The sequence below is a fragment of the Streptomyces sp. NPDC006365 genome, assembly GCF_042870755.1.
GTDB classification, from domain to species: domain Bacteria; phylum Actinomycetota; class Actinomycetes; order Streptomycetales; family Streptomycetaceae; genus Streptomyces; species Streptomyces xiangluensis.
This window is the reverse complement of sequence record NZ_JBIAHS010000005.1, coordinates 310,869-329,533: the sequence shown is the minus strand read 5'-3', so window position 1 is coordinate 329,533 and position 18,665 is coordinate 310,869. Positions and strand designations below refer to the sequence as shown.

General features: G+C 70.1%; 17 protein-coding genes. 5 read left to right on the top strand and 12 right to left on the bottom strand.

Annotated features, from left to right (window positions below):
- Nucleotides 1–106: 106 nt before the first annotated feature.
- The gene (locus ACFYO0_RS17515; RefSeq protein WP_388676183.1) at nucleotides 107–778 is read left to right on the top strand and encodes a lysophospholipid acyltransferase family protein; all 672 of its coding nucleotides are present in this window, start codon (nucleotides 107–109) and stop codon (nucleotides 776–778) included.
- A gap of 100 nt (nucleotides 779–878) precedes the next feature.
- Here ACFYO0_RS17515 and ACFYO0_RS17510 read toward each other — a convergent pair whose 3' ends face one another.
- The 12 genes from ACFYO0_RS17510 to ACFYO0_RS17455 all read right to left on the bottom strand — a co-directional run bounded on the left by ACFYO0_RS17510 (nucleotide 879) and on the right by ACFYO0_RS17455 (nucleotide 13,825).
- Entirely contained in the window at nucleotides 879–2,141 is a 1,263-nt protein-coding gene (locus tag ACFYO0_RS17510; protein ID WP_388676181.1) for a sensor histidine kinase, read from the bottom strand.
- Nucleotides 2,138–2,827, bottom strand: a complete 690-nt coding sequence (locus ACFYO0_RS17505; protein ID WP_388676178.1) for a response regulator transcription factor — start codon at nucleotides 2,825–2,827, stop codon at nucleotides 2,138–2,140. Before ACFYO0_RS17505 ends, ACFYO0_RS17510 begins: the two co-directional genes overlap by 4 nt.
- A 20-nt stretch (nucleotides 2,828–2,847) precedes the next feature.
- Nucleotides 2,848–3,987 carry a trypsin-like peptidase domain-containing protein gene (locus ACFYO0_RS17500; RefSeq protein ID WP_388676174.1) on the bottom strand — a complete coding sequence of 380 codons (1,140 nt, stop codon included), beginning with the start codon at nucleotides 3,985–3,987 and terminating at the stop codon, nucleotides 2,848–2,850.
- 235 nt (nucleotides 3,988–4,222) lie between these two features.
- Complete coding sequence (locus tag ACFYO0_RS17495) at nucleotides 4,223–5,173, bottom strand: VWA domain-containing protein (protein WP_388676171.1); 951 nt, start codon at nucleotides 5,171–5,173, stop codon at nucleotides 4,223–4,225.
- A 64-nt stretch (nucleotides 5,174–5,237) separates the two neighbouring features.
- Entirely contained in the window at nucleotides 5,238–6,161 is a 924-nt protein-coding gene (locus ACFYO0_RS17490; RefSeq protein ID WP_388676168.1) for a DUF58 domain-containing protein, read from the bottom strand.
- Nucleotides 6,158–7,207: an AAA family ATPase gene (locus ACFYO0_RS17485; protein WP_388676166.1), complete on the bottom strand. Its 1,050-nt coding sequence runs from the start codon at nucleotides 7,205–7,207 to the stop codon at nucleotides 6,158–6,160. The genes ACFYO0_RS17490 and ACFYO0_RS17485 overlap by 4 nt, the downstream gene beginning before the upstream one ends.
- Entirely contained in the window at nucleotides 7,204–7,455 is a 252-nt protein-coding gene (locus ACFYO0_RS17480) for a hypothetical protein (protein ID WP_388676163.1), read from the bottom strand. Before ACFYO0_RS17480 ends, ACFYO0_RS17485 begins: the two co-directional genes overlap by 4 nt.
- A 125-nt stretch (nucleotides 7,456–7,580) precedes the next feature.
- A complete protein-coding gene (locus ACFYO0_RS17475; RefSeq protein WP_388676160.1) occupies nucleotides 7,581–9,119 on the bottom strand; it encodes an MFS transporter in 1,539 nt (512 codons plus the stop codon).
- Nucleotides 9,116–9,664, bottom strand: coding sequence for a TetR/AcrR family transcriptional regulator (locus ACFYO0_RS17470; RefSeq protein ID WP_388676157.1), 549 nt, complete (start codon nucleotides 9,662–9,664; stop codon nucleotides 9,116–9,118). The genes ACFYO0_RS17475 and ACFYO0_RS17470 overlap by 4 nt, the downstream gene beginning before the upstream one ends.
- Nucleotides 9,665–9,822: 158 nt before the next feature.
- Complete coding sequence (locus tag ACFYO0_RS17465) at nucleotides 9,823–10,794, bottom strand: aldo/keto reductase (RefSeq protein ID WP_388676154.1); 972 nt, start codon at nucleotides 10,792–10,794, stop codon at nucleotides 9,823–9,825.
- A 289-nt stretch (nucleotides 10,795–11,083) separates the two neighbouring features.
- On the bottom strand, nucleotides 11,084–12,517 hold the full coding sequence (gene argH, locus ACFYO0_RS17460; RefSeq protein ID WP_388676151.1) for an argininosuccinate lyase: 1,434 nt from the start codon (nucleotides 12,515–12,517) through the stop codon (nucleotides 11,084–11,086).
- Between the two features lie 111 nt (nucleotides 12,518–12,628).
- Nucleotides 12,629–13,825 (bottom strand): argininosuccinate synthase, encoded by a 1,197-nt coding sequence (locus ACFYO0_RS17455; RefSeq protein ID WP_388676148.1) that lies wholly within the window; start codon nucleotides 13,823–13,825, stop codon nucleotides 12,629–12,631.
- Between the two features lie 239 nt (nucleotides 13,826–14,064).
- On the opposite strand from ACFYO0_RS17455, the gene ACFYO0_RS17450 reads away from it, so the two are divergent.
- The 4 genes from ACFYO0_RS17450 (at nucleotide 14,065) to ACFYO0_RS17435 (ending at nucleotide 18,615) form a co-directional block, all read left to right on the top strand.
- Entirely contained in the window at nucleotides 14,065–14,964 is a 900-nt protein-coding gene (locus tag ACFYO0_RS17450) for a hypothetical protein (RefSeq protein ID WP_388676145.1), read from the top strand.
- A 123-nt stretch (nucleotides 14,965–15,087) separates the two neighbouring features.
- Nucleotides 15,088–15,675 carry a pyridoxamine 5'-phosphate oxidase family protein gene (locus ACFYO0_RS17445; RefSeq protein ID WP_388676143.1) on the top strand — a complete coding sequence of 196 codons (588 nt, stop codon included), beginning with the start codon at nucleotides 15,088–15,090 and terminating at the stop codon, nucleotides 15,673–15,675.
- Nucleotides 15,676–15,934: 259 nt separating this feature from the next.
- A complete protein-coding gene (locus ACFYO0_RS17440) occupies nucleotides 15,935–17,734 on the top strand; it encodes a heme peroxidase family protein (RefSeq protein ID WP_388676140.1) in 1,800 nt (599 codons plus the stop codon).
- Between the two features lie 188 nt (nucleotides 17,735–17,922).
- Nucleotides 17,923–18,615, top strand: a complete 693-nt coding sequence (locus ACFYO0_RS17435; RefSeq protein ID WP_388676137.1) for a L,D-transpeptidase — start codon at nucleotides 17,923–17,925, stop codon at nucleotides 18,613–18,615.
- Nucleotides 18,616–18,665 lie beyond the last annotated feature (50 nt).

Here is an 18,665-nt window from a genome sequence, read left to right as displayed (position 1 = left end):
ACACTGCGTATCCACTGCGTGAACCCGGTGTGCAATACCCCGGGTGCCACGAGTATCGTCCTCACCTGCAGAGACTCTTCTCTTTCCCTTGACACCGGAGGGCCCGTTGTCCCGCTTCGCGCTCATCAAGGCAGTGCTCGGACCGATCATGCGCCTGATGTTCCGCCCACGAGTGGAAGGCGCGGAGCACATCCCTGGCTCCGGACCGGTCATCCTGGCCGGCAACCACCTCACGTTCATCGACTCGATCGTGCTGCCGCTGGTCTGCGACCGTCAGGTCTTCTTCATCGGCAAGGACGAGTACGTCACCGGGAAGGGCCTCAAGGGCCGCCTGATGGCCTGGTTCTTCACCGGTGTCGGCATGATCCCGGTGGACCGGGACGGTGCGAACGGCGGGGTCGCGGCGCTGATGACCGGCCGCCGGATCCTGGAGGAGGGCCGGATCTTCGGCATCTACCCGGAGGGCACCCGCTCCCCCGACGGCCGCCTCTACCGCGGTCGTACGGGCATCGCTCGCCTGACCCTCATGACCGGCGCGCCGGTCGTTCCGTTCGCGATGATCGGCACCGACAAGCTCCAGCCGGGCGGCGCGGGCATGCCGCGTCCCGGGCGCGTCACGGTTCGCTTCGGTGAGGCGATGGAGTTCTCGCGGTACGAGGGCATGGATCGCGACCGGTACGTACTGCGTGCCGTCACCGACTCGGTGATGGCGGAGGTCATGCGTTTGTCGGGGCAGGAGTACGTCGACATGTACGCCACGAAGGCCAAAGCGGCGTAAGCGCTCCGCCGGGTTGAGCAGGGGCGACCAAGCACCGGGCACTACAAGGTGTTTGTCGGCTGCGGGTTCGTGGTGGCTGGTCGCGCAGTTCCCCGCGCCCCTAAAGGGGCGCGGGCCTTTCTTCTGGTGGCCCGCCGTCCACGTGCTCGGCACCCGGTGCGGGGAACCACAGGACGAACGTCGAGCCCTCTCCCATCCGGGAGAACAGGCGGACCTGGCCGCCGTGGGACTCCACGATCTGGCGGACTATGGCGAGGCCCAGGCCCGCGTGGCGGTCGCGGCCACCGCCGTTGCCCTTCGCTCGCCAGAAGCGGTCGAAGACTCGTACCTGGTCGTCGTCGAGGATGCCGGGGCCCTCGTCCTGCACCGACGTCCACAGCCAGCCCTCCGAGCGGCCTGCCGTGACGATGATTCGGGTGCCGGGCGGAGCGAGTCGTACGGCGTTGGAGAGCAGGTTGCCCATTGCCCGGCGCAGCGCGTCGTGGTCGCCGATGACCGTCAGGCCCGTGGCGAGGTGGCGGTGCAGGACGAGACCGCGCTCGGCGGCGAGCGGCGCGAACTCCTCGCAGGCCTCGCCGGCCGCCGCCGCCAGGTCCACGTCGGCGTCGGCGAGCGCGGGCGCGGTACGGCGGGCCGTCGCCAGCAGGTCCTCGACCAGACGGGTCATACGCGTCGTCGCACGGTCCACGCTGCGGGCGGCTGCCCTGCGTTCCGCCTCGTCGGACTCCTCGGTGGTCAGGACCGCGTCCAGGTTGGCGCGGATGATGGCGAGCGGGCTGCGCAGTTCGTGCGAGGCGTCGTCGATGAGCTGGCGCTGGGCGCGGAAGGCCTCGTCCAGCCGGTCGAGCATGGAGTCGATGGTGTCGGCGAGGTCGCGCAGCTCGTCCTTCGGCCCGTCGAGCCGGATGCGCTGCGAGAGGTCGGTGGCCTGGATGTCGGCTGCCGTACGGGAGATGGCCCGTACGGGACGCAGTACCCGGCCGGAGAGGATCCAGCCGATGGCGAGGCTGGTGACGCCGAGGCCGCCGAGTACGAAGAAGGAGGAGCGGCGGAGGTTGTCCAGGGTGGAGTAGTTGACGGCGGCCTCGACCTCCTTGAGCTTCACGGCGTCGAACTCACCCATGTAGACGCCGTTGATGTACTTCTTCGCCGGGAACGAATTGCTGACGGGGTGCGCCTCGCCGCTGCGCTCGACCGCGATGTAGGTCGCGCCGAGGACGAGGGCGGTGAGGACGAACAGCAGGCCGGAGTAGAGGACGGTGAGACGGAAGCGGATGGTGTGGGTGAAGGCGGGCAGACGCAGCTTCGCCCGCACGAGCCGGAGTGCGGCGATCAGCCGGCCCCGGCGGCGGTGGCCGTTCATCCCGTGTCCTCCCTGAGCCCGTGGTCCTCCTTGAGCCGGTAGCCCTGCCGGATCACCGTCTCGATGAGGGGCTCCTCGTCTCCGGTGATCTTCCGGCGCAGTGAGCCGACCGTGACCCGCACGGTGTTGGTGAACGGGTCGGCGTTCTCGTCCCAGACGTGTTCGAGCAGTTCCTCGGCCGGTACGACGCGGCCGGGGCGGGTCATCAGGTAGTGCAGGACGCCGAACTCCTTGGGGGTGAGGTGGAGTGGGCGGTCCCCGCGGAAGGCCTCGAAGCGGGCAGTGTCCAGGCGGAGTTCGCCGACCTCGACGACCGAAGTGCCGCCGTCCTCGCGGCGCAGCAGGGCGCGGATACGGGCGAGGAGTTCGGGCAGCATGAAGGGTTTCACCAGGTAATCGTCGGCGCCCTCGTCCAGGCCGCGGACCCGGTCGGCGAGCCGGTCTCGGGCGGTGAGCATCAGGATGCGAGGTCCGCCCGGCGTCGCTCGTGCCGCCCGGCACACCGAGAACCCGTCGCCGTCCGGCAGATTGAGGTCGAGCAGGACGAGGTCGTAGTCGTTCACGGCCAGCTTCTCCGTGGCCGTGTCGACGTCCGGGGCGACGTCGACGGCGTACCCGGCCCTGACGAGGCCGACCTTGAGCGCGACAACCAGGTCTTCTTCGTCCTCGACCACCAGGAGCCTCATGGCTGCTCCACCCCCTGCCGCTAACTTCCGTCGATGATCGCCTGAGCGGCTTCCCTGGCGTCGGCCACCGGGATGGCGAACCCGATGCCTATGGAACCACCGCGTTGCTGGTCCAACGTCGCGATGGCCGTATTGATGCCGATGACGCGCCCCCTTGCGTCCACCAGGGGTCCGCCGGAGTTCCCCGGGTTGATCGACGCGTCCGTCTGCAGGGCGGGGCGCCGCTCGCCGCCCTCGCCGAGCCGTACGGAGCGGTCGAGGGCGCTGACGATGCCGGAGGTGACGGTTCCGCTCAGGCCCAGCGGGGAGCCGATGGCGAGGACGGTGTCGCCCACGCCGGGCCGGGCGCCGGTGGCCAGATCGGCGGCGCGCAGACCGCGTGCCGTCTCGGGTTCGAGGACGGCCACGTCGTTGGCGCGATCATCGCCGAGCACGTCCGCACGAAGCCGCCGGCCATCCTGCAGCTCGATCGACACCTGTGAACTGCCCGCCACCACATGGGCGTTGGTGAGGATCCGGCCGCGCTCGTCGAACACGAACCCCGAGCCCTGCCCGTCGTCCGTCTGGATCGACACCACGCTGGGCAGCACCCGCGCGGCGACGGCTTCGAGCCCACCGACGTCCTGCGCGGCGGCGGGCGCGTCGGAGTCCGACTCGCCGAAGCCCCCGGCCGCGTACCCCGCGGCCCCACCCGCGAGCACGGCGGCGATCACCGCCGCGACGACCGGCCGCGGCTTACGGGGAGCCCGCTGGGCCGGTGCCTGCGGGGTGGCGTACGGGGACGCATACGCCTCCGGTGTCCGGTCCGCCTGCGGCAGCGGCCCGAAGGCCGGCGGCGGCCGGCCCGGCACGAACGCGGGCCCGCGGGGCTCTCCGAGGCCGACATGCGGGGGGTCGGCAGGCCCACCCGAGGATGGGCCGCCGGCCTGGGCGCCCGGCTTCGCACCGGCATCCGGCTCATGTGACGGCGCGACCGCGCCCGCGCCGCCGAAGGCGCCGCCGCGCGCCGCGGCCAGACCGGGGTACCTGTCGCCGGCCTCCGGCCTCGACCAGCCATCGTCCGCACGTCCGGCGTCACCGTACGGATGGTCGCGACCGTCGGGCCCGGGGCCCGGAGGGGCCGCGGGTCCCGGGTGGCCGGTGTATCGGTTGTCGGACACGAAAGCTCCTCCTTGGTCACGGAAGTGGAACTGGTCGGGGCCGCGGCCGTGGCAAGCGGACTTTCCGAAGTCCGGTGCGGTACCGCGCCCCTCGAAGGGGCGCGGGGCTGTGACATATACGGCTCCGCCGCGATGGGGGCCCCGGGTTCGAGCGAAGCCGAGAACTTGGGGGAGCGACCAGCCCCGACGGACCCGCAGTGCCGAACCGCCCTTCCAGCGGAGCGCGTCGCAGCCGTCACGGCAACCTCGAGAACCAGAGCAGGGACATCGCTGCGGCAGCCAGTGCCGCAAGCAGCCCCGCAGCCACGAACCACTGCCAGATCTCGCGTTCCTCCGTGCGATGCCCCACGGAGCTGCCGATGTCCTCGTACACCGCCTGGAGTTCTTCTCCTGTCGCGGCTTCGTGGAAGTCGCCGCCCGTGCTGGCAGCGAGGTTCTCCAGAGCGGGGCCGTCCACAGGAACGGGGACGCTGTCGCCCGAGGGCAGCTCGATGGTGCCCCCTTCCGTGCCGTACGCGATGGTCGAGACCGGGATCCGGTCGCCGGCCGCCTCCTGGGCCGCCTCTTCGATGGAGCGGCCCGTGGTGTTGGAGCCGTCCGACAGGAGCACGATGTGCGCGGGGGGCGGGCGCCGCTCGGCCTCCCGGTCGAGCATGCGGACGGCGTCGCGCGAGGCCACGACGGCCTCGCCGATCGCCGTGCCCTCGCCGGTGGTGAGCCGCTCGATGGCGGTGCGCAGCGCGGCCCGGTCGGTGGTCGGCGGCACCGCCACGTTCGCGGTGCCGCTGAAGGGGACGAGCCCGGCGTTGAAGCGTTCGGGCAGCCGGTCGACGAAGGCGAGGGCCGCCTGCTGGGCCGCCTCGAAGCGGGTCGGCTCGACATCGGTGGCCTCCATGGAGGCCGAGACGTCGAAGGCGACGACGATCGTGGCCCGTTCGCGCGGTACCTGAACTTCGGTGGTGGGCCGGGAGAAGCCGACGATCAGCAGGCAGAGCATGGCGCAGAAGGCGGCCGCGGGGACATGCCGGCGCCAGCCGGGCTGCTTGGGCGCGACCTTGTCCAGCAGATCGAGGTTGGTGAACCGGACGGCGTACCGGCCGCGTCGGCGCTGCACCACCAGATACACGGCGATCAGCGCGAGCAGCGGCACCAGGAGCAGCAGCCAGCCGGGGGAACGCAGACTCATGACAGCTCCCGGATGACGGATGCGGACGGCGGTGATGTGTCGCTCACCTGCGCGGGCCGGGCGTTCACGCGGCACCGCCTCCGGTCCTGCGCCGCTGGGCCGCGACATGGCGTACGACATCACGCACCCAGTCGCGGTCCGTGCGCAGCCGCAGATGGGCCGCGCCCGCCCGGCGTATGGAGGCCTTGATCAACGCCCGCTGTTCCAGCGCCGCCGCGGCGTACCGCTCGCGCAACCGCCGTGCGTTGGTGGGTATTTCGCGCTTGCGGCCGGTCTCGGGGTCGACGACGGTGAGCAACCCGACGTCGGGCAGCTCCAGTTCGCGGGGGTCGACCGTCTCGACCGCGAGCAGCTGGTGGCGGTGGGCGATGGTGCGCAGTGGCTGCTCCCAGCCGGTCTCCAGGAAGTCGGAGACGACGGCGACGAGGCCGCGGCCGGGCAGGGTGCGCAGCGCGTACAGGGCGTCGGCGAGGCTCTGACCGGCGGCGGCCGGGCCGGGTGCCACACGGGGACGGTCCAGGGCGGCGCGCAGGACTCTGAGGAGATGGGCGCGGCCGGTGCGCGGCGGGATCCGCCGGATACCGTCGGGTCCGGTGATCTGGGCGCCGATCCGGTTCCCGGCCCGTTCGGTGAGGAAGGCGACCGCCGCGGCGGCGCCGACGGCCAGATCCCGTTTCTCCATGTCGGCGGTGCCGAAGTCCATGCTCGCGGAGGCGTCGAGCACGATCCAGGTGGTCAGTTCACGGTCGGCGAGGGTGAGCCGCACGTGGGGGACGGTGGTGCGCGCGGTGGCGCTCCAGTCCATCCGGCGCACGTCGTCCCCGATGACGTACGGACGGGTCTCGGACACCTCGCTGCCGGGACCGGGCACCAGCCCTGTGTGATCGCCCTGGAGGAGGCCGTCGGGGCGGCGGGTGAAGAGCAACTCCAAGTGTTTCAGGGCTTGTTCGGGGGTGAGTTCGCGCAGGCTCGGGGTGCTGCCGCTCATGCCGCATTCCCCTCCGGGTCGGGCCCGAGGTCGTGGCGCGGACTGACCCGTGGCTGCTCCACCGCGGCCAGCACCTCGTCGACGATCTCGGCTCCGGTGACGCCGTCGGCGAGCGCGTCGAAGGACAGCACGAGCCGGTGCGCGATGACCTCGTGGGCCAGATCGTGTACGTCCCCGGGAAGGACGTAGCCCCGGCCGCGCAGCAGAGCGAGCGCGCGGGCGGCGGCGACCAGGCCGAGGGTGGCGCGAGGTCCCGCACCGTGCGCCAGCCGGCCGTCGCGGCTCGCGAGTTCACGGGTCGAGACGATCAGCCGTACCGCGTACTCGGCGATCGCGTGGTGCACGAACACCTCGTCGGCGGTGCGCTGGAGCGCGATGAGCCGCTCCGGCGTGAGGACGGGGCGCGCCCGCGGCGGGTCGACGCTCATCCGGTAGAGGATCGCGAGTTCTTCGGACTCGCTCGGGGCGGCGATCTCCACTTTGAGCAGGAAGCGGTCGCGCTGGGCTTCGGGGAGTTGGTAGACGCCCTCGGACTCGATGGGGTTCTGGGTGGCGAGTACGAGGAACGGCTCGGGGACGGGGATGGTGGTGCCGCCGATGGAGACCTGGTGCTCGCCCATCACTTCGAGGAGCGCGGACTGCACCTTGGCGGGGGCGCGGTTGATCTCGTCGGCGAGGACGAAGTTCGCGACGACCGGGCCGGGTTCGACGGTGAAGGTCTCACTGGACTGCCGGTAGATCCGGGTGCCGGAGATGTCGGACGGTACGAGGTCCGGAGTGAACTGGAGCCTCGCGAACCTTCCGCCCGCGACCTCGGCCAGGGTCTTCGCGGCGAGCGTCTTGGCGACACCCGGCACGCCCTGCAACAGGCAGTGCCCGCGGGCCAGGACCGCGGTGAACATCCGCTCCACCATGCGGTCCTGGCCGACGATCACCCGCTTGACCTCGAAGAGCGCCTCCTCGAGAAGCTTGTCCTCCCGGCCGTCGAAGCTCTCACGGCCGTCAAGGCTCTCGCGGCCTCCAGGAGACGGGACTGCGGCGGTCACAGCGCTTCGGCGGGATCGCCTGTGGACTCGGACGGGCTGCTGCCGCCGGTCCCGTTCTTCTCGGGGCAGTCCTCTCGGTCGTAGAGGCTGGTTCCGCTCTTCGACGTGCCTTCCTCGACGACGAACTCGACCTTGTCGCGCGGCGGTTCGTCACCGTCGGCGGCGATGGCGACGCCGCCTCCGGCCAGACCCGCGGCGGCCAGCATGGTGGCGGCGACGAAAACTGTCTTACGGGTACGACGTGTCATGGTCGGTGGCTCCTTCAGCCGTGTGGGACGACATCGGGTACGCGACCAAGACCATCAGGTGAAGGCGAAAGCGAGCTTAAAGGACCCCCTGACCACGTGCTTTGAGCTGTGTGCGGGCACGGCGGCTACGGGTGCTCCGCCCCGCCCTCCAGCCGCTGACCCCGCAGCAGGAACCACGCCGCCACCGCCGCGCCGAGCAGCACCACCGCGCCGGCACCCGCCGCGAGCGTGAGCCCGTCGACGAAGGCAGCGCGGGCGGCATCCAGCAGCGCCTCCGCGTTCGGCAGGCCCGCCGTCGCCTCCACCGCACCGCCCAGGGACTCGTGTGCCGCGGCGGCCACCTCCGGGGGCGTACCTGCCGGAGCCGTGAAGCCGGCGTAAACACTGGTGACGATGGAGCCGAGGAGCGCGATACCGAGGGCGGCGCCGAGTTCGTACGCCGTCTCGGAGACCGCGGACGCGGCGCCCGCCTGCTCCTTGGGCACGCTGGAGAGGATCACGTCGGCGGTCACGGTGAACGAGAAGCCCGCGCCGACGCCCACGAACAGCAGCGCGCTGCCGAGCAGCGGGTAGCCGGTGGACTGGCCCAGCAGTGTGAGCGTGGCCAGCGCGAGGCCGATCGCGGCGAGCCCGCCCGCGACGACGGCACGGACCGAGTACCGGCGCGCTACCGTGCCCGCGATCAGACCGGCCGCCACCGCGCCCACCGCGGCGGGCAGTTCGGCAAGACCCGCCATCAACGGCCGCATCCCCTGAACGAGTTGCAGATACTGCGAGAGGAAGAAGACCAGCCCGGACAGACCGAGAATGGTCAGCAGATCGGCGAGCACGGCCGCCGAGAAGCCACGGTTACGGAACAGTCGCATGTCCAGCAGCGGTGAATCCAGGGCGAGTTGACGGCGTACGAAGCCGAAGAGCGCGAGGCCGCCGAGCAGACCCGCCGCAGCCGCCTGCCCGCTCACCCCGTGCGCGGCGGCCTCCTTGACCCCGTACACGATGCCGACCATGCCGACGAGGGACAGGGCGACGCTGCTGAGGTCCCACGGGCCGGGCTCGGGATTGCGGGACTCGGGCAGCAGCTTCATGCCGACGAGAACGAGGACCGCCATCACGGGGAGGTTGATGAGGAAGACGGAGCCCCACCAGAAGTGCTCCAGCAGGAATCCGCCGCCGATCGGGCCGACCGCCACTCCCGCGGAGGAGGTCGCGCCCCAGATGCCGATGGCGAGGCTGCGTTCACGCGGATCGTGGAAGAGGTGACGGATGAGCGCGAGCGTGGCGGGCATCAGGGTCGCGCCCGCGACGCCGAGCAGCGCCCGCGCCACGATCATCAACTCCGCAGTGCTCGCATAGGCGTTGAGCAAGGAGATCAGACCGAACGCGACCGAGCCGATGAGCAGCAGCTTCTTACGGCCGATACGGTCACCGAGGCTGCCCATCGAGACAAGCAGGCCGGCGATCACGAACGAGTAGACGTCACCGATCCACAGCAACTGCGTGCCGGACGGCTTCAGATCCTCGCTGATGTACGGGGTGGCGAGCCCCAGCACGGTCGCGTCGACGGCCACCAACAGCACGGCGAGGACGAGCACGGCCAGCGCGAGCCAGCGCCCGGGGCGCTTCTCCACCTCCGTCGCCGCCGTCCACTGCTGTGTGCTGGTCATGATTCCCTCCGGAGTGCGCCACCGAGCAACAGCTCGACGATCATGTGGTGAAAGTCCTTTGCGGCGACCTTGCCGCTCAGGACGACCCAGGCACCGGACGCGATCAGCCCGAACAACGCCTCGGTGAGCCAGGCCGGGGTGAGGTCGATACGGAATTCGCCGCTCTCCTGGCCACGTCGGAACAGGGCGGCGATCTGGGCGTCGAGCCGCTCCCAGCCCTCGTTCTGCTGCTCGCCCTCGAAGAGTTGGTTCTCCGTGTAGAGGAAGGAGAGCAGTCCAGCGACGGGCTCGATCTCGCGCACCAGCCGACGTACGGCCTCGCTCGCGGGCCCCTCGGCGGGGCGCGCCGCGTCCAGCGCGGCCTCGCACTCCTCGATGCCGAGGGCTTCGAGGGCCCGGACGAGCGCGTCCCGCCCGGCGAACTGGCGGTGCAGCGTGGCCCGGCTGATCCCGGCCGCCTTGGCGACCTCGTCCATGGTGGCCGTGGACTTACGGGTGAGGAGCGCGGCGGCGCTGCGGAGTACATGTGCGCGATCAACAGCCATGAGACGACGATAACCCATGTGAGACATTGATGTCCCATTCAAGGCGTACGCGACTCATCCATGCGTACCTGGTGATGCACTCCGGGGTCAGTGGGTGCTCAGCGCCACGAGTGGGCGCTCAGCGCCACGAGTGGGCGCTCAGCGCCACGAGCGGATGTTCAGTGCCAGGGCAGCTGCCCGCGTCGCTCCCAGTACGCGCCCGGCTCCTCGACGAGTGCGGTCAGCCGGGCCACCTGTTCGTCGTCGAGGTCGACGACGGCGGCGTGCAGGTTCGAGACGAGCTGGTTGACGGTGGCTGCGCCGGAGAGGACGACGCCGGCCCAGGGCTGCCGGAGGATCAGGGCGAGGGCGATCGCGTCGGCGCCGAGTTCCGCCGCCTCGGCGATGGCGCGTACCGCTTCGGGGGCTTGCGGACCGGCGAGGCGGCCGTTGGCCATGGCCTCCTTGACGATCACGGTGAGCCCGGCGTCGTGGGCCTCGGCGAGTGCGGGCGCGGCGGACGTTTCCAGGGCGTTGTAGGTGGCCTGGACGGTACGGAAGAGGGGCTCGCCGTCGACGGTCACGGCGAGCGCGGCCCGGATGGCGTCGGCCTGGGCCGGTCCGCTGGTGGAGAAGCCGATCGTGAGCCCCTGGGCGGCGGCTTCCGCCAGCTCGGCGTGGAGTTCCTTGTCGGTGAGGGCCGGGCTGTCCGGGGTCACGGAGTGGATCTGGTAGAGGTCGAGGCGGTCGCCGAGCAGGTCGGCGGTCTCGGCGCGCTGGCGCTCGTACGTGGTGACGCTGTGGTCCTTGACCTCGTGTTCCTCTGCGTCCGTGCGCCAGTCGGCGGTGTAGGTGTAGCCCCATTTGCTGCCGATGACCACGTCGTCGATGTCGGGGCGGGTGCGCAGCCAGTCGGCCAGGAATTCCTCGGCACGGCCGTATGAGCGGGCTGCGTCGAAGTAGCGGACGCCTTGGGCATAGGCGGCGTCCAGGAGTTCGTGGGTGCGTTCTCGTAGGGCGTCGACGCTACGTGCCTCCGGCAGGTCACGATCGCGGCCCAGGTTGATGTAGCCCGGGCGGCCCACGGCGGCCAGGCCAAGGCCGATGTGGCAGGTGGGCGTCGTGGCGGTCGCGAGACGTGCGAAGGGCATCGCGGGCTCCGTTCGGTCGGCTCCGGTACGGGTGCTCGACCAACGTAACTCGCGGCGGGTTCGCCACAGGTGTTTCTCGCCCCGCCGCCCTGCCCTCCCCCATCATCCGGAGGGTCTGCGCCCCTGGACCCCCGCATGAGAGCTCGGATGGTCGGGGCGGATTCGGCGGGTGCGAGTTCGTCGTGGTTTGTCGCTCCCCCAAGTTCTCGGATTCGCTCGAACCCGGGGGGACCCCCATCGCGGCGGAGCCGCACATCGACACAGCCCCGCACGCTGGAAGGGCACTCCTCTACGGCTTCTCCTTTGCCGTTGCCCACTCGTGTTGTGCCGCCACGTCCGCCTTCACCTCTGCCAGCTGCACCGCCACCGCGCTGGGGGCCGTGCCGCCTCGGGCGTTGCGGGAGGCCAGGGCGCCGGGGACGTTCAGTACCGAGCGGACCTCGGGGGTCAGGTGTGCGGAGATCTTTGCGAACTGGTCGTCGGTCAGCTGGTCCAGTTCCTTGTTCTCGGACTCGGCCACCTTTACGCACTCGCCCGCTACCTCGTGCGCTACGCGGAACGGGACGCCCTGCTTGACCAGCCACTCGGCGATGTCTGTGGCGAGTGAGAAACCGGCGGGAGCCAGTTCCTCCATACGTTCGCGGTTGACGGTCAGGGTCGCCATCATGCCGGTGAACGCGGGGAGCAGGACCTCCAGTTGGTCGCAGGAGTCGAAGACCGGCTCCTTGTCCTCCTGGAGGTCGCGGTTGTACGCGAGCGGGAGGGCCTTCAGCGTCGCCATCAGGCCGGTCAGGTTGCCGATGAGGCGGCCCGACTTGCCGCGCGCCAGCTCCGCGATGTCCGGGTTCTTCTTCTGCGGCATGATCGACGAGCCGGTGGAGAAGGCGTCGTGGAGGGTGACGAAGGAGAACTCCTTCGTGTTCCAGAGGATGATTTCCTCGGCGATCCGGGAGAGGTTGACGCCGATCATCGCGGTGATGAAGGCGAACTCGGCGGCGAAGTCACGGGAAGCCGTGCCGTCGATGGAGTTGCCCGAGCTGCCGTGCTCGAAGCCCAGGTCCTTCGCGACCGCCTCCGGGTCCAGGCCGAGGCTGCTGCCGGCCAGGGCCCCCGAGCCGTACGGCGACACCGCCGTCCGCTCGTCCCACTGACGCAGGCGCTCGGCGTCCCGGGAAAGGGCCTGCGCGTGGGCCAGTACGTGATGGGCGAACAGCACCGGCTGAGCGTGCTGAAGGTGCGTACGGCCCGGCATGGCGACGTCCGGGTGGGCCTCGGCCAGGCCGATCAGGGCGTCCTGGAGGTCGGCGATCAGGCCGCCGATGATGCGGGCGTGGTCGCGCAGGTACATCCGGAAGAGCGTGGCGACCTGGTCGTTGCGCGACCGGCCCGCGCGCAGCTTGCCGCCGAGGTCGGGGCCGAGCCGCTCCAACAGGCCCCGCTCCAGGGCGGTGTGGACGTCCTCGTCGGCGATGGTGCCGACGAGCGAGCCTTCGGCGACATCGGTTTCGAGCTGATCGAGGCCCGCGAGCATACGCTCCAGCTCATCGGCCGTGAGGAGGTTCGCCTTGTGCAGCACGCGCGCGTGGGCCCGCGAACCGGCGATGTCGTAGGGCGCGAGCCGCCAGTCGAAGTGGACGGACGCGGACAGCCTCGCCAGGGCCTCGGCGGGACCGTCGGCGAAACGGCCGCCCCAGAGCCGTACGTCACCGCTGTTGCTGCTCACTTGCTCTACTCCTCGGAGAATGGTGAATGTGCGACCGCCTCCCCACCCTTGCAGGTGAGGAGGCGGCTGTCAGGTCAGTACGGGCGAGGCCTACGCCAGGTCTCCGTCAGGCTACGCCTGCAGATCACGCCGTGCCGCGATCTTCGACGACAGGCTGTAGATGTCGATGAAGCCCTTCGCCGCCGACTGGTCGAAGGAGTCGCCCGTGTCGTACGTCGCGAGGTTGAAGTCGTACAGCGACGACTCGGAGCGGCGGCCGGTGACGACGGCGCGACCGCCGTGCAGGGTCATCCGGATGTCGCCGGAGACGTGCTGGTTGGCCTCGTTGATGAAGCCGTCCAGGGCGCGCTTGAGCGGGGAGAACCACAGGCCGTCGTAGACCAGCTCGCCCCAGCGCTGCTCGACCTGCCGCTTGTAGCGGGCGAGTTCGCGCTCGACGGTGACGTTCTCCAGCTCCTGGTGGGCCGTGATCAGCGCGATGGCGCCGGGAGCCTCGTACACCTCACGGGACTTGATGCCCACGAGGCGGTCCTCGACCATGTCGATCCGGCCGATGCCCTGGGCGCCGGCACGCTCGTTGAGCTGCTGGATGGCCTGCAGGACGGTGACGGGCTTGCCGTCGATGGCGACCGGGACGCCCGCCTTGAAGGTGATGACGACCTCGTCGGGCTCACGCGGCAGCGCGGGGTTCTGCGTGTACTCGTAGACGTCCTCGATCGGGGCGTTCCAGATGTCCTCCAGGAAGCCGGTCTCGACGGCGCGCCCGAAGACGTTCTGGTCGATGGAGTACGGCGACTTCTTGGTGGTGGCGATCGGCAGGCCCTTGTCCTCGCAGAAGGCGATCGCCTTGTCCCGGGTCATCGCGTAGTCGCGGACCGGGGCGATGCACTTGAGGTCGGGGGCGAGGGCGACGATGCCGGCCTCGAAGCGGACCTGGTCGTTGCCCTTGCCGGTGCAGCCGTGGGCGACCGTGGTGGCGCCGTGCTTCTGGGCGGCGGCTACGAGGTGCTTGACGATCGTCGGCCGGGAAAGAGCGGAGACCAGCGGGTAGCGGTCCATGTAGAGGGCGTTGGCCTTGATCGCCGGGAGGCAGTACTCCTCGGCGAACTCATCCCTGGCGTCCGCGACCTCGGCCTCTACGGCACCGCAGGAGAGCGCGCGCTTGCGGATGACGTCCAGGTCCTCGCCGCCCTGGCCGACGTCCACGGCAACGGCGATGACCTCGGCGCCCGTCTCCTCGGCGATCCAGCCGATGGCGACGGAGGTGTCCAGGCCGCCCGAGTAGGCGAGTACGACGCGCTCGGTCACGGGTTTCTCCTCACAGTGCATTCGCTGACATGCATGAGTATGCAGGAGTCCGCATGATTCGTCAATCACGGGGTCCGCCGGAGAAGGTCGCGAACAAATCTCAGGGTTTCGCTGAACGGGCGAAATCGCTTTCCCGTATCTCCCGCTGAACGCAGGCGCCGCGTTTGTAAACGACAGCTGGAGTACGCCGTCCGATCGACCCCGGGCGGCCCAACCCCCGACCAGAGCGAGGCTTCCGCATGTCCAGGGCTCTCCCGAAGTACCACAAGCGCCGCGTGGCGATGATCGGCGGCGCCGCCGCGGTGGTGTTGTCCGGTGCCGTGATCGCCGGATCGGCATTGGCCGGAGAGACGTCGAACAACGGCGACCAGGCCGCTACGAACGCGTCGCCCGGCACGGTGAACTGTCCGGCCGTGGAGGGCAGTCTCCCGGAGATCCCGGCCTCCGCGCAGGCCGAGGTGGAGCGCAACCTCACGCTCCTCGACACCCAGATCTCCGAGGCCAACCGGAGACTGGTCGACACGGTCGGCCAGGGCGGCCCCAACTTCGTCCAGAACGCCATCCTCGGCCCGCTCGAGGACAAGCGCATCGCCACGCTGAACCGCATCGAGACCGCGATCGGCCGCGCAGCCGAGAAGCCCGAGGGCCTCGAAGCCCTCGCGGCCTGTGACCTCAATGCGGGTGGCGCGGCTGACGCGGGCGGCGAGGCCGAGGAGGAGCCGACCGAGGCGGCGACCGGCGCGGCCGACGAGAACGCGGGCGGTGCCGGAGCCGGGGACGCCGGAAACGCGGAGAACGACGAGAACGGGGCCGGAGCCGAGGATGCGGGCAACGCCGGCGCCGCGGGCACGATCAGCTGCCCCGACGTCGAGCCGAGCCTCCCCGCCGAGATCCCCGCTTCGGCACAGGCCGAGGTGGACAGCAACCTCGCCCAGCTCGACACCCAGATCTCCGAGGCCAACCAGCGCCTCGTGGACACCGTCGGCCAGGGCGGCCCCAACTTCGTCCAGAACGCGATCCTCGGCCCGCTCGAGGACAAGCGAGTCGCCGCTCTGAACCGCATCGAGACGGCGATCGGCCGCGCAGCCGAGAAGCCCGAGGGCCTCGAAGCCCTCGCGGCCTGCGAGCTCAACCAGTAACCGACGCACCAGGCCCTCCGTGGCCGCCCCGAGCGCTGGGCCGGGGCGGCCACGGAGCCCGTTTTTCCCCAGAGCGCGCAATTCCTTAGACAGCCAAAGGAGTTGCGCCAATAATCGTTAGGCATGGGAAAGACCTACGAGCACATAGACGGCCGGCTCCGTACGTTCATCGAGGAGCAGCCCCTCTTCTTCACCGCGACCGCCCCCCTGTCCGGGGACGGCACGGTCAACCTCTCCCCCAAGGGCCTCAAGGGCTCGTTCGCGGTCCTCGACGAACTCACCGTCGCCTACCTGGACTTCGCCGGAAGCAACGCCGAAACGATCGCCCACCTGCGGGAGAACGGCCGGATCACCCTCATGTGGTGCGCCTTCCAGGGTCCGCCGAACATCGTCCGCGTACACGGCCGCGGCGAGCCGGTCTTCCGCGACGACCCGCGCTTCAAGGACCTCCTCACCCACTTCCCGGACATCGACCCGACCCCGCACGGCCTGCGCGCGATCATCGTGGTGACCGCCGAACTCATCCGGGACTCCTGCGGCTATTCGGTGCCCTTCATGGCCTACGACGAGGACCGCGACGTGCACGCCAAGCGCTTCGCACGCGAGGACGACACCTCACTGAGCGAGTACTTCGGGAAGAAGGAGCACATAGCGACGAGCCTGGACGGCCTGCCCGGGCTACCCCTGCCACTGCCTCCCACTCCAGCCTGAGCTCGTACGCCTTGAGAACCTTGCGCCATTCCGTGCCGCCATGCACGGATGCGCGTGGTTTGCGGATCTTCTTGGCACACAAGGCTGTTGGGCCATTTGACGGAATTCTCCCCTCCGCCGTTCGCAGCGCCTACGCTCGGCGCCAGCGCGCTCAAGGCGCCACCAGGGGACGTCCGGAGAAGTCGCACCCGTCCGGACCGGGGCTTGAGCCCACAAGGAACACAGGGACAGCACGACATCAGGAACAGATGGGGGATCCATGTTCCGACCCGCACGCGAACCTCAGACCAAACGCCATGTCCGCAACTCCTACTACGTACTCGGTGAGGGCATCTTCAACGATCCGGGCACGAGCAGCGACGCCCCGGTCGAACCGTCGACGCCGTCGACCATCGCCTCGCTGCGCAAGTTCCGCTTCTCCCGTCTGAGCCCCGGGCCCCGGACCACGGTGACGAGCAGGACAGTGCGCGAGGCGCTCGCCAAGGCGATGACACCCGACCCCGCCGGCCCTGCCGGAGAGTCGCCGGACTCCTCCCGCCCCGCCATTCCGGCGGGATTCACCTACCTGGGGCAGTTCGTCGACCACGATCTGACGCTCGACGCCACCATCCGGGACCTGGAGCAGGACGTCACCGTCGAGGAACTCATCCAGGGCCGCTCTCCGGCCCTGGACCTCGACAGCCTGTACGGGCGGGGGCCGCAGAAGCCGCAGGACCGGAAGTTCTACGGGCCCGACGGAATCCGGTTGCGCACCGGCAGGACCCAGCCGGTGGGAGGAAGGCCGGACGGCGTCAACGATGTCCCGCAGCGGGAACTGGACGGGTTCGACCTGCCCCGCGTCGGCATCGGTTCGTCGATCGGGGAGCGGCGGGCAGCGCTGATCCCCGATCCCCGCAACGACGAGAACCTCGCCGTCGCCCAGATCCACTGCGCCTTCATCCGCTTCCACAACAAGGTCGTCAGCGACCTGGCCGCAAAGGGGACGGACAGCGCGGTGCTCTTCGACACCGCGCGCGAACTGGTCGTCAAGCACTACCAGTGGATGCTGCGCACGGACTACCTGATCCAGATCGTCGACGACCAGATCGTGGACGACGTCTTCGCCCACGGTCGCAGGTACTTCGACGTGGCGCCCGACATCAGGTACGACGACGGCGCTGTCGAAGACGACATGTACCGAACCCTTCAGCCCGGCGACGCGCCCACCATGCCCATCGAGTTCTCGGTGGCGGCCTTCCGCCTGGGCCACAGCATGGTCCGCGCCGAGTACGAGTGGAACCGGGTGTTCAACAGCGGACAAGGCCCCGGTGTCATCACTCCCGCGACGCTGCGGCTGCTCTTCGTCTTCTCCGCGACCAGCGGCAATTTTCTGCCCTTCCCGCCCAGCCAGGACGACGACCCGGACGCGGGCACCGCGGAGCGTCTGCCGACCAACTGGGTCGCCGATCTCCCCCGGCTCTTCGACTTCAGCGAGACCGGCCGCAAGGAGCTCATGAGGACCGCGGACCAGTTCAATCTGGCGAAGCGGATCGACACCCTGCTGGTCGACGTGCTCAAGCAGCTCCCGCTCGGGTCGTTCGGCGCCCGGGGGTCCACGGTCCCGGAGATCGAGCGCAATCTCGCCTTCCGGAACCTCACCCGGGCCAACATGCTCAAGCTCGCGACCGGCCAGGAGATGGCGGAGTTCTTCAAGCTCGACGAGGACGAGCGGCTCACCGGGGACGAGATCGAGCGGGGCAGCGGCGACGGTGCGTCGCTGGGGGAACTGAGCCCAGAAGAGCTGGAGTTGGTCAGGACCAAGACCCCCCTGTGGTTCTACATCCTCAGGGAGGCCGAAGTGAAGGGCGGCGGCCGGCTGACCGGGGTCGGCGGCCGTATCGTCGCCGAGGTCTTCCACCGGGCCATGGAGGGCAGCAAGCACTCCATCGTCCGTGATCCCGAGTGGCGTCCCACCCTCGCTGTGGACCAGAGCACCTTCCGGATGAGCGATCTGCTGCTCTACGCGTTCGAGGGCAAGGCCGAACTGCTCAACCCGCTGGGTCCCCCGCCGGGTCTGTGAGCGCGGCCCCCGTGGACACCGTGGGTTCCGGGCGCCCTGGCAGGCCGCCCGGAACCCACGGGAATACCGGTGAGACACCAACGGACGGCGCCCGTGCGGCCCACCCGGGCTGCCCCTGCCGCTGCCGCTGCCGCCCGTTCGGCCCACCCAGGCTGCCCCTGCCGCCGCCTCCCCGTAGCGTCCGATTCATGCGTCTCGGAGCCGCCGTCTTCCTCGTGTCCGCGTCCCTCCTCACCCTGGCCCCGAGTGGCCCGCCCGCCCTTCCCGAGCGGATGGCGGACACCGGCGGCGGCACCCAGCTCATCACCGCGCAGGCCTCGCGCACGTCTTCGACGACCGGGACCCTCACGTGGTGGGACCGACGCGACGGGCGCTGGGTGAAGACCGGTTCGTCAGCCGCGCGCTTCGGCGCCAAGGGGCTGGTCGAGGGCGGCTCGCGCCGACAGGGGACGAACACGACACCCACCGGGCTCTACGACCTTCCGTACGCGTTCGGGATCAAGGCCGCGCCCAGGGGGACCAAAGCCCCGTACCGCCGCGTTCACCAGAATTCGTGGTGGTGCCAGGACAACGACTCCCGCGCATACAACCGGTGGACCGAGCCCCGGGCCGCCGATTGTCGCGCCGCCGAGTCCGAGCACCTGATCTCGTACGGAACGCGGTACGCGTACGCGCTCGTCATCGGCTTCAACTACGAGCGGCCCGTGCGCGGGCGCGGCGCCGGGATCTTCCTTCATGTCAACGGGCGTGGGGCGACGGCCGGTTGTGTGTCCGTACCGCGGGACGCCATGCAGCGGATCCTGGACTGGGCGGATCCGGCGCGCAGGCCGCACATCGCAATCGGGACGGCGAGCGGTCCGACCTCGATCGTCCGCTACTGAGGTCGGCCACGCCCTTTGCGCAGGCCCTTCGTGCCGCCACCGGGTTACCG

Excerpts from the sequence above, each read along its gene's own strand:
- ACFYO0_RS17450 (WP_388676145.1), top strand. The coding sequence starts at position 14,065 with ATGTCCAGGGCTCTCCCGAAGTACCACAAGCGCCGCGTGGCGATGATC.
- ACFYO0_RS17435 (WP_388676137.1), top strand. The coding sequence starts at position 17,923 with ATGCGTCTCGGAGCCGCCGTCTTCCTCGTGTCCGCGTCCCTCCTCACC.
- ACFYO0_RS17495 (WP_388676171.1), bottom strand. The coding sequence starts at position 5,173 with ATGAGTCTGCGTTCCCCCGGCTGGCTGCTGCTCCTGGTGCCGCTGCTC.
- ACFYO0_RS17490 (WP_388676168.1), bottom strand. The coding sequence starts at position 6,161 with ATGAGCGGCAGCACCCCGAGCCTGCGCGAACTCACCCCCGAACAAGCC.
- ACFYO0_RS17465 (WP_388676154.1), bottom strand. The coding sequence starts at position 10,794 with ATGCCCTTCGCACGTCTCGCGACCGCCACGACGCCCACCTGCCACATC.
- ACFYO0_RS17480 (WP_388676163.1), bottom strand. The coding sequence starts at position 7,455 with ATGACACGTCGTACCCGTAAGACAGTTTTCGTCGCCGCCACCATGCTG.
- ACFYO0_RS17505 (WP_388676178.1), bottom strand. The coding sequence starts at position 2,827 with ATGAGGCTCCTGGTGGTCGAGGACGAAGAAGACCTGGTTGTCGCGCTC.
- ACFYO0_RS17510 (WP_388676181.1), bottom strand. The coding sequence starts at position 2,141 with ATGAACGGCCACCGCCGCCGGGGCCGGCTGATCGCCGCACTCCGGCTC.
- ACFYO0_RS17470 (WP_388676157.1), bottom strand. The coding sequence starts at position 9,664 with ATGGCTGTTGATCGCGCACATGTACTCCGCAGCGCCGCCGCGCTCCTC.
- ACFYO0_RS17445 (WP_388676143.1), top strand. The coding sequence starts at position 15,088 with ATGGGAAAGACCTACGAGCACATAGACGGCCGGCTCCGTACGTTCATC.
- ACFYO0_RS17475 (WP_388676160.1), bottom strand. The coding sequence starts at position 9,119 with ATGACCAGCACACAGCAGTGGACGGCGGCGACGGAGGTGGAGAAGCGC.
- ACFYO0_RS17440 (WP_388676140.1), top strand. The coding sequence starts at position 15,935 with ATGTTCCGACCCGCACGCGAACCTCAGACCAAACGCCATGTCCGCAAC.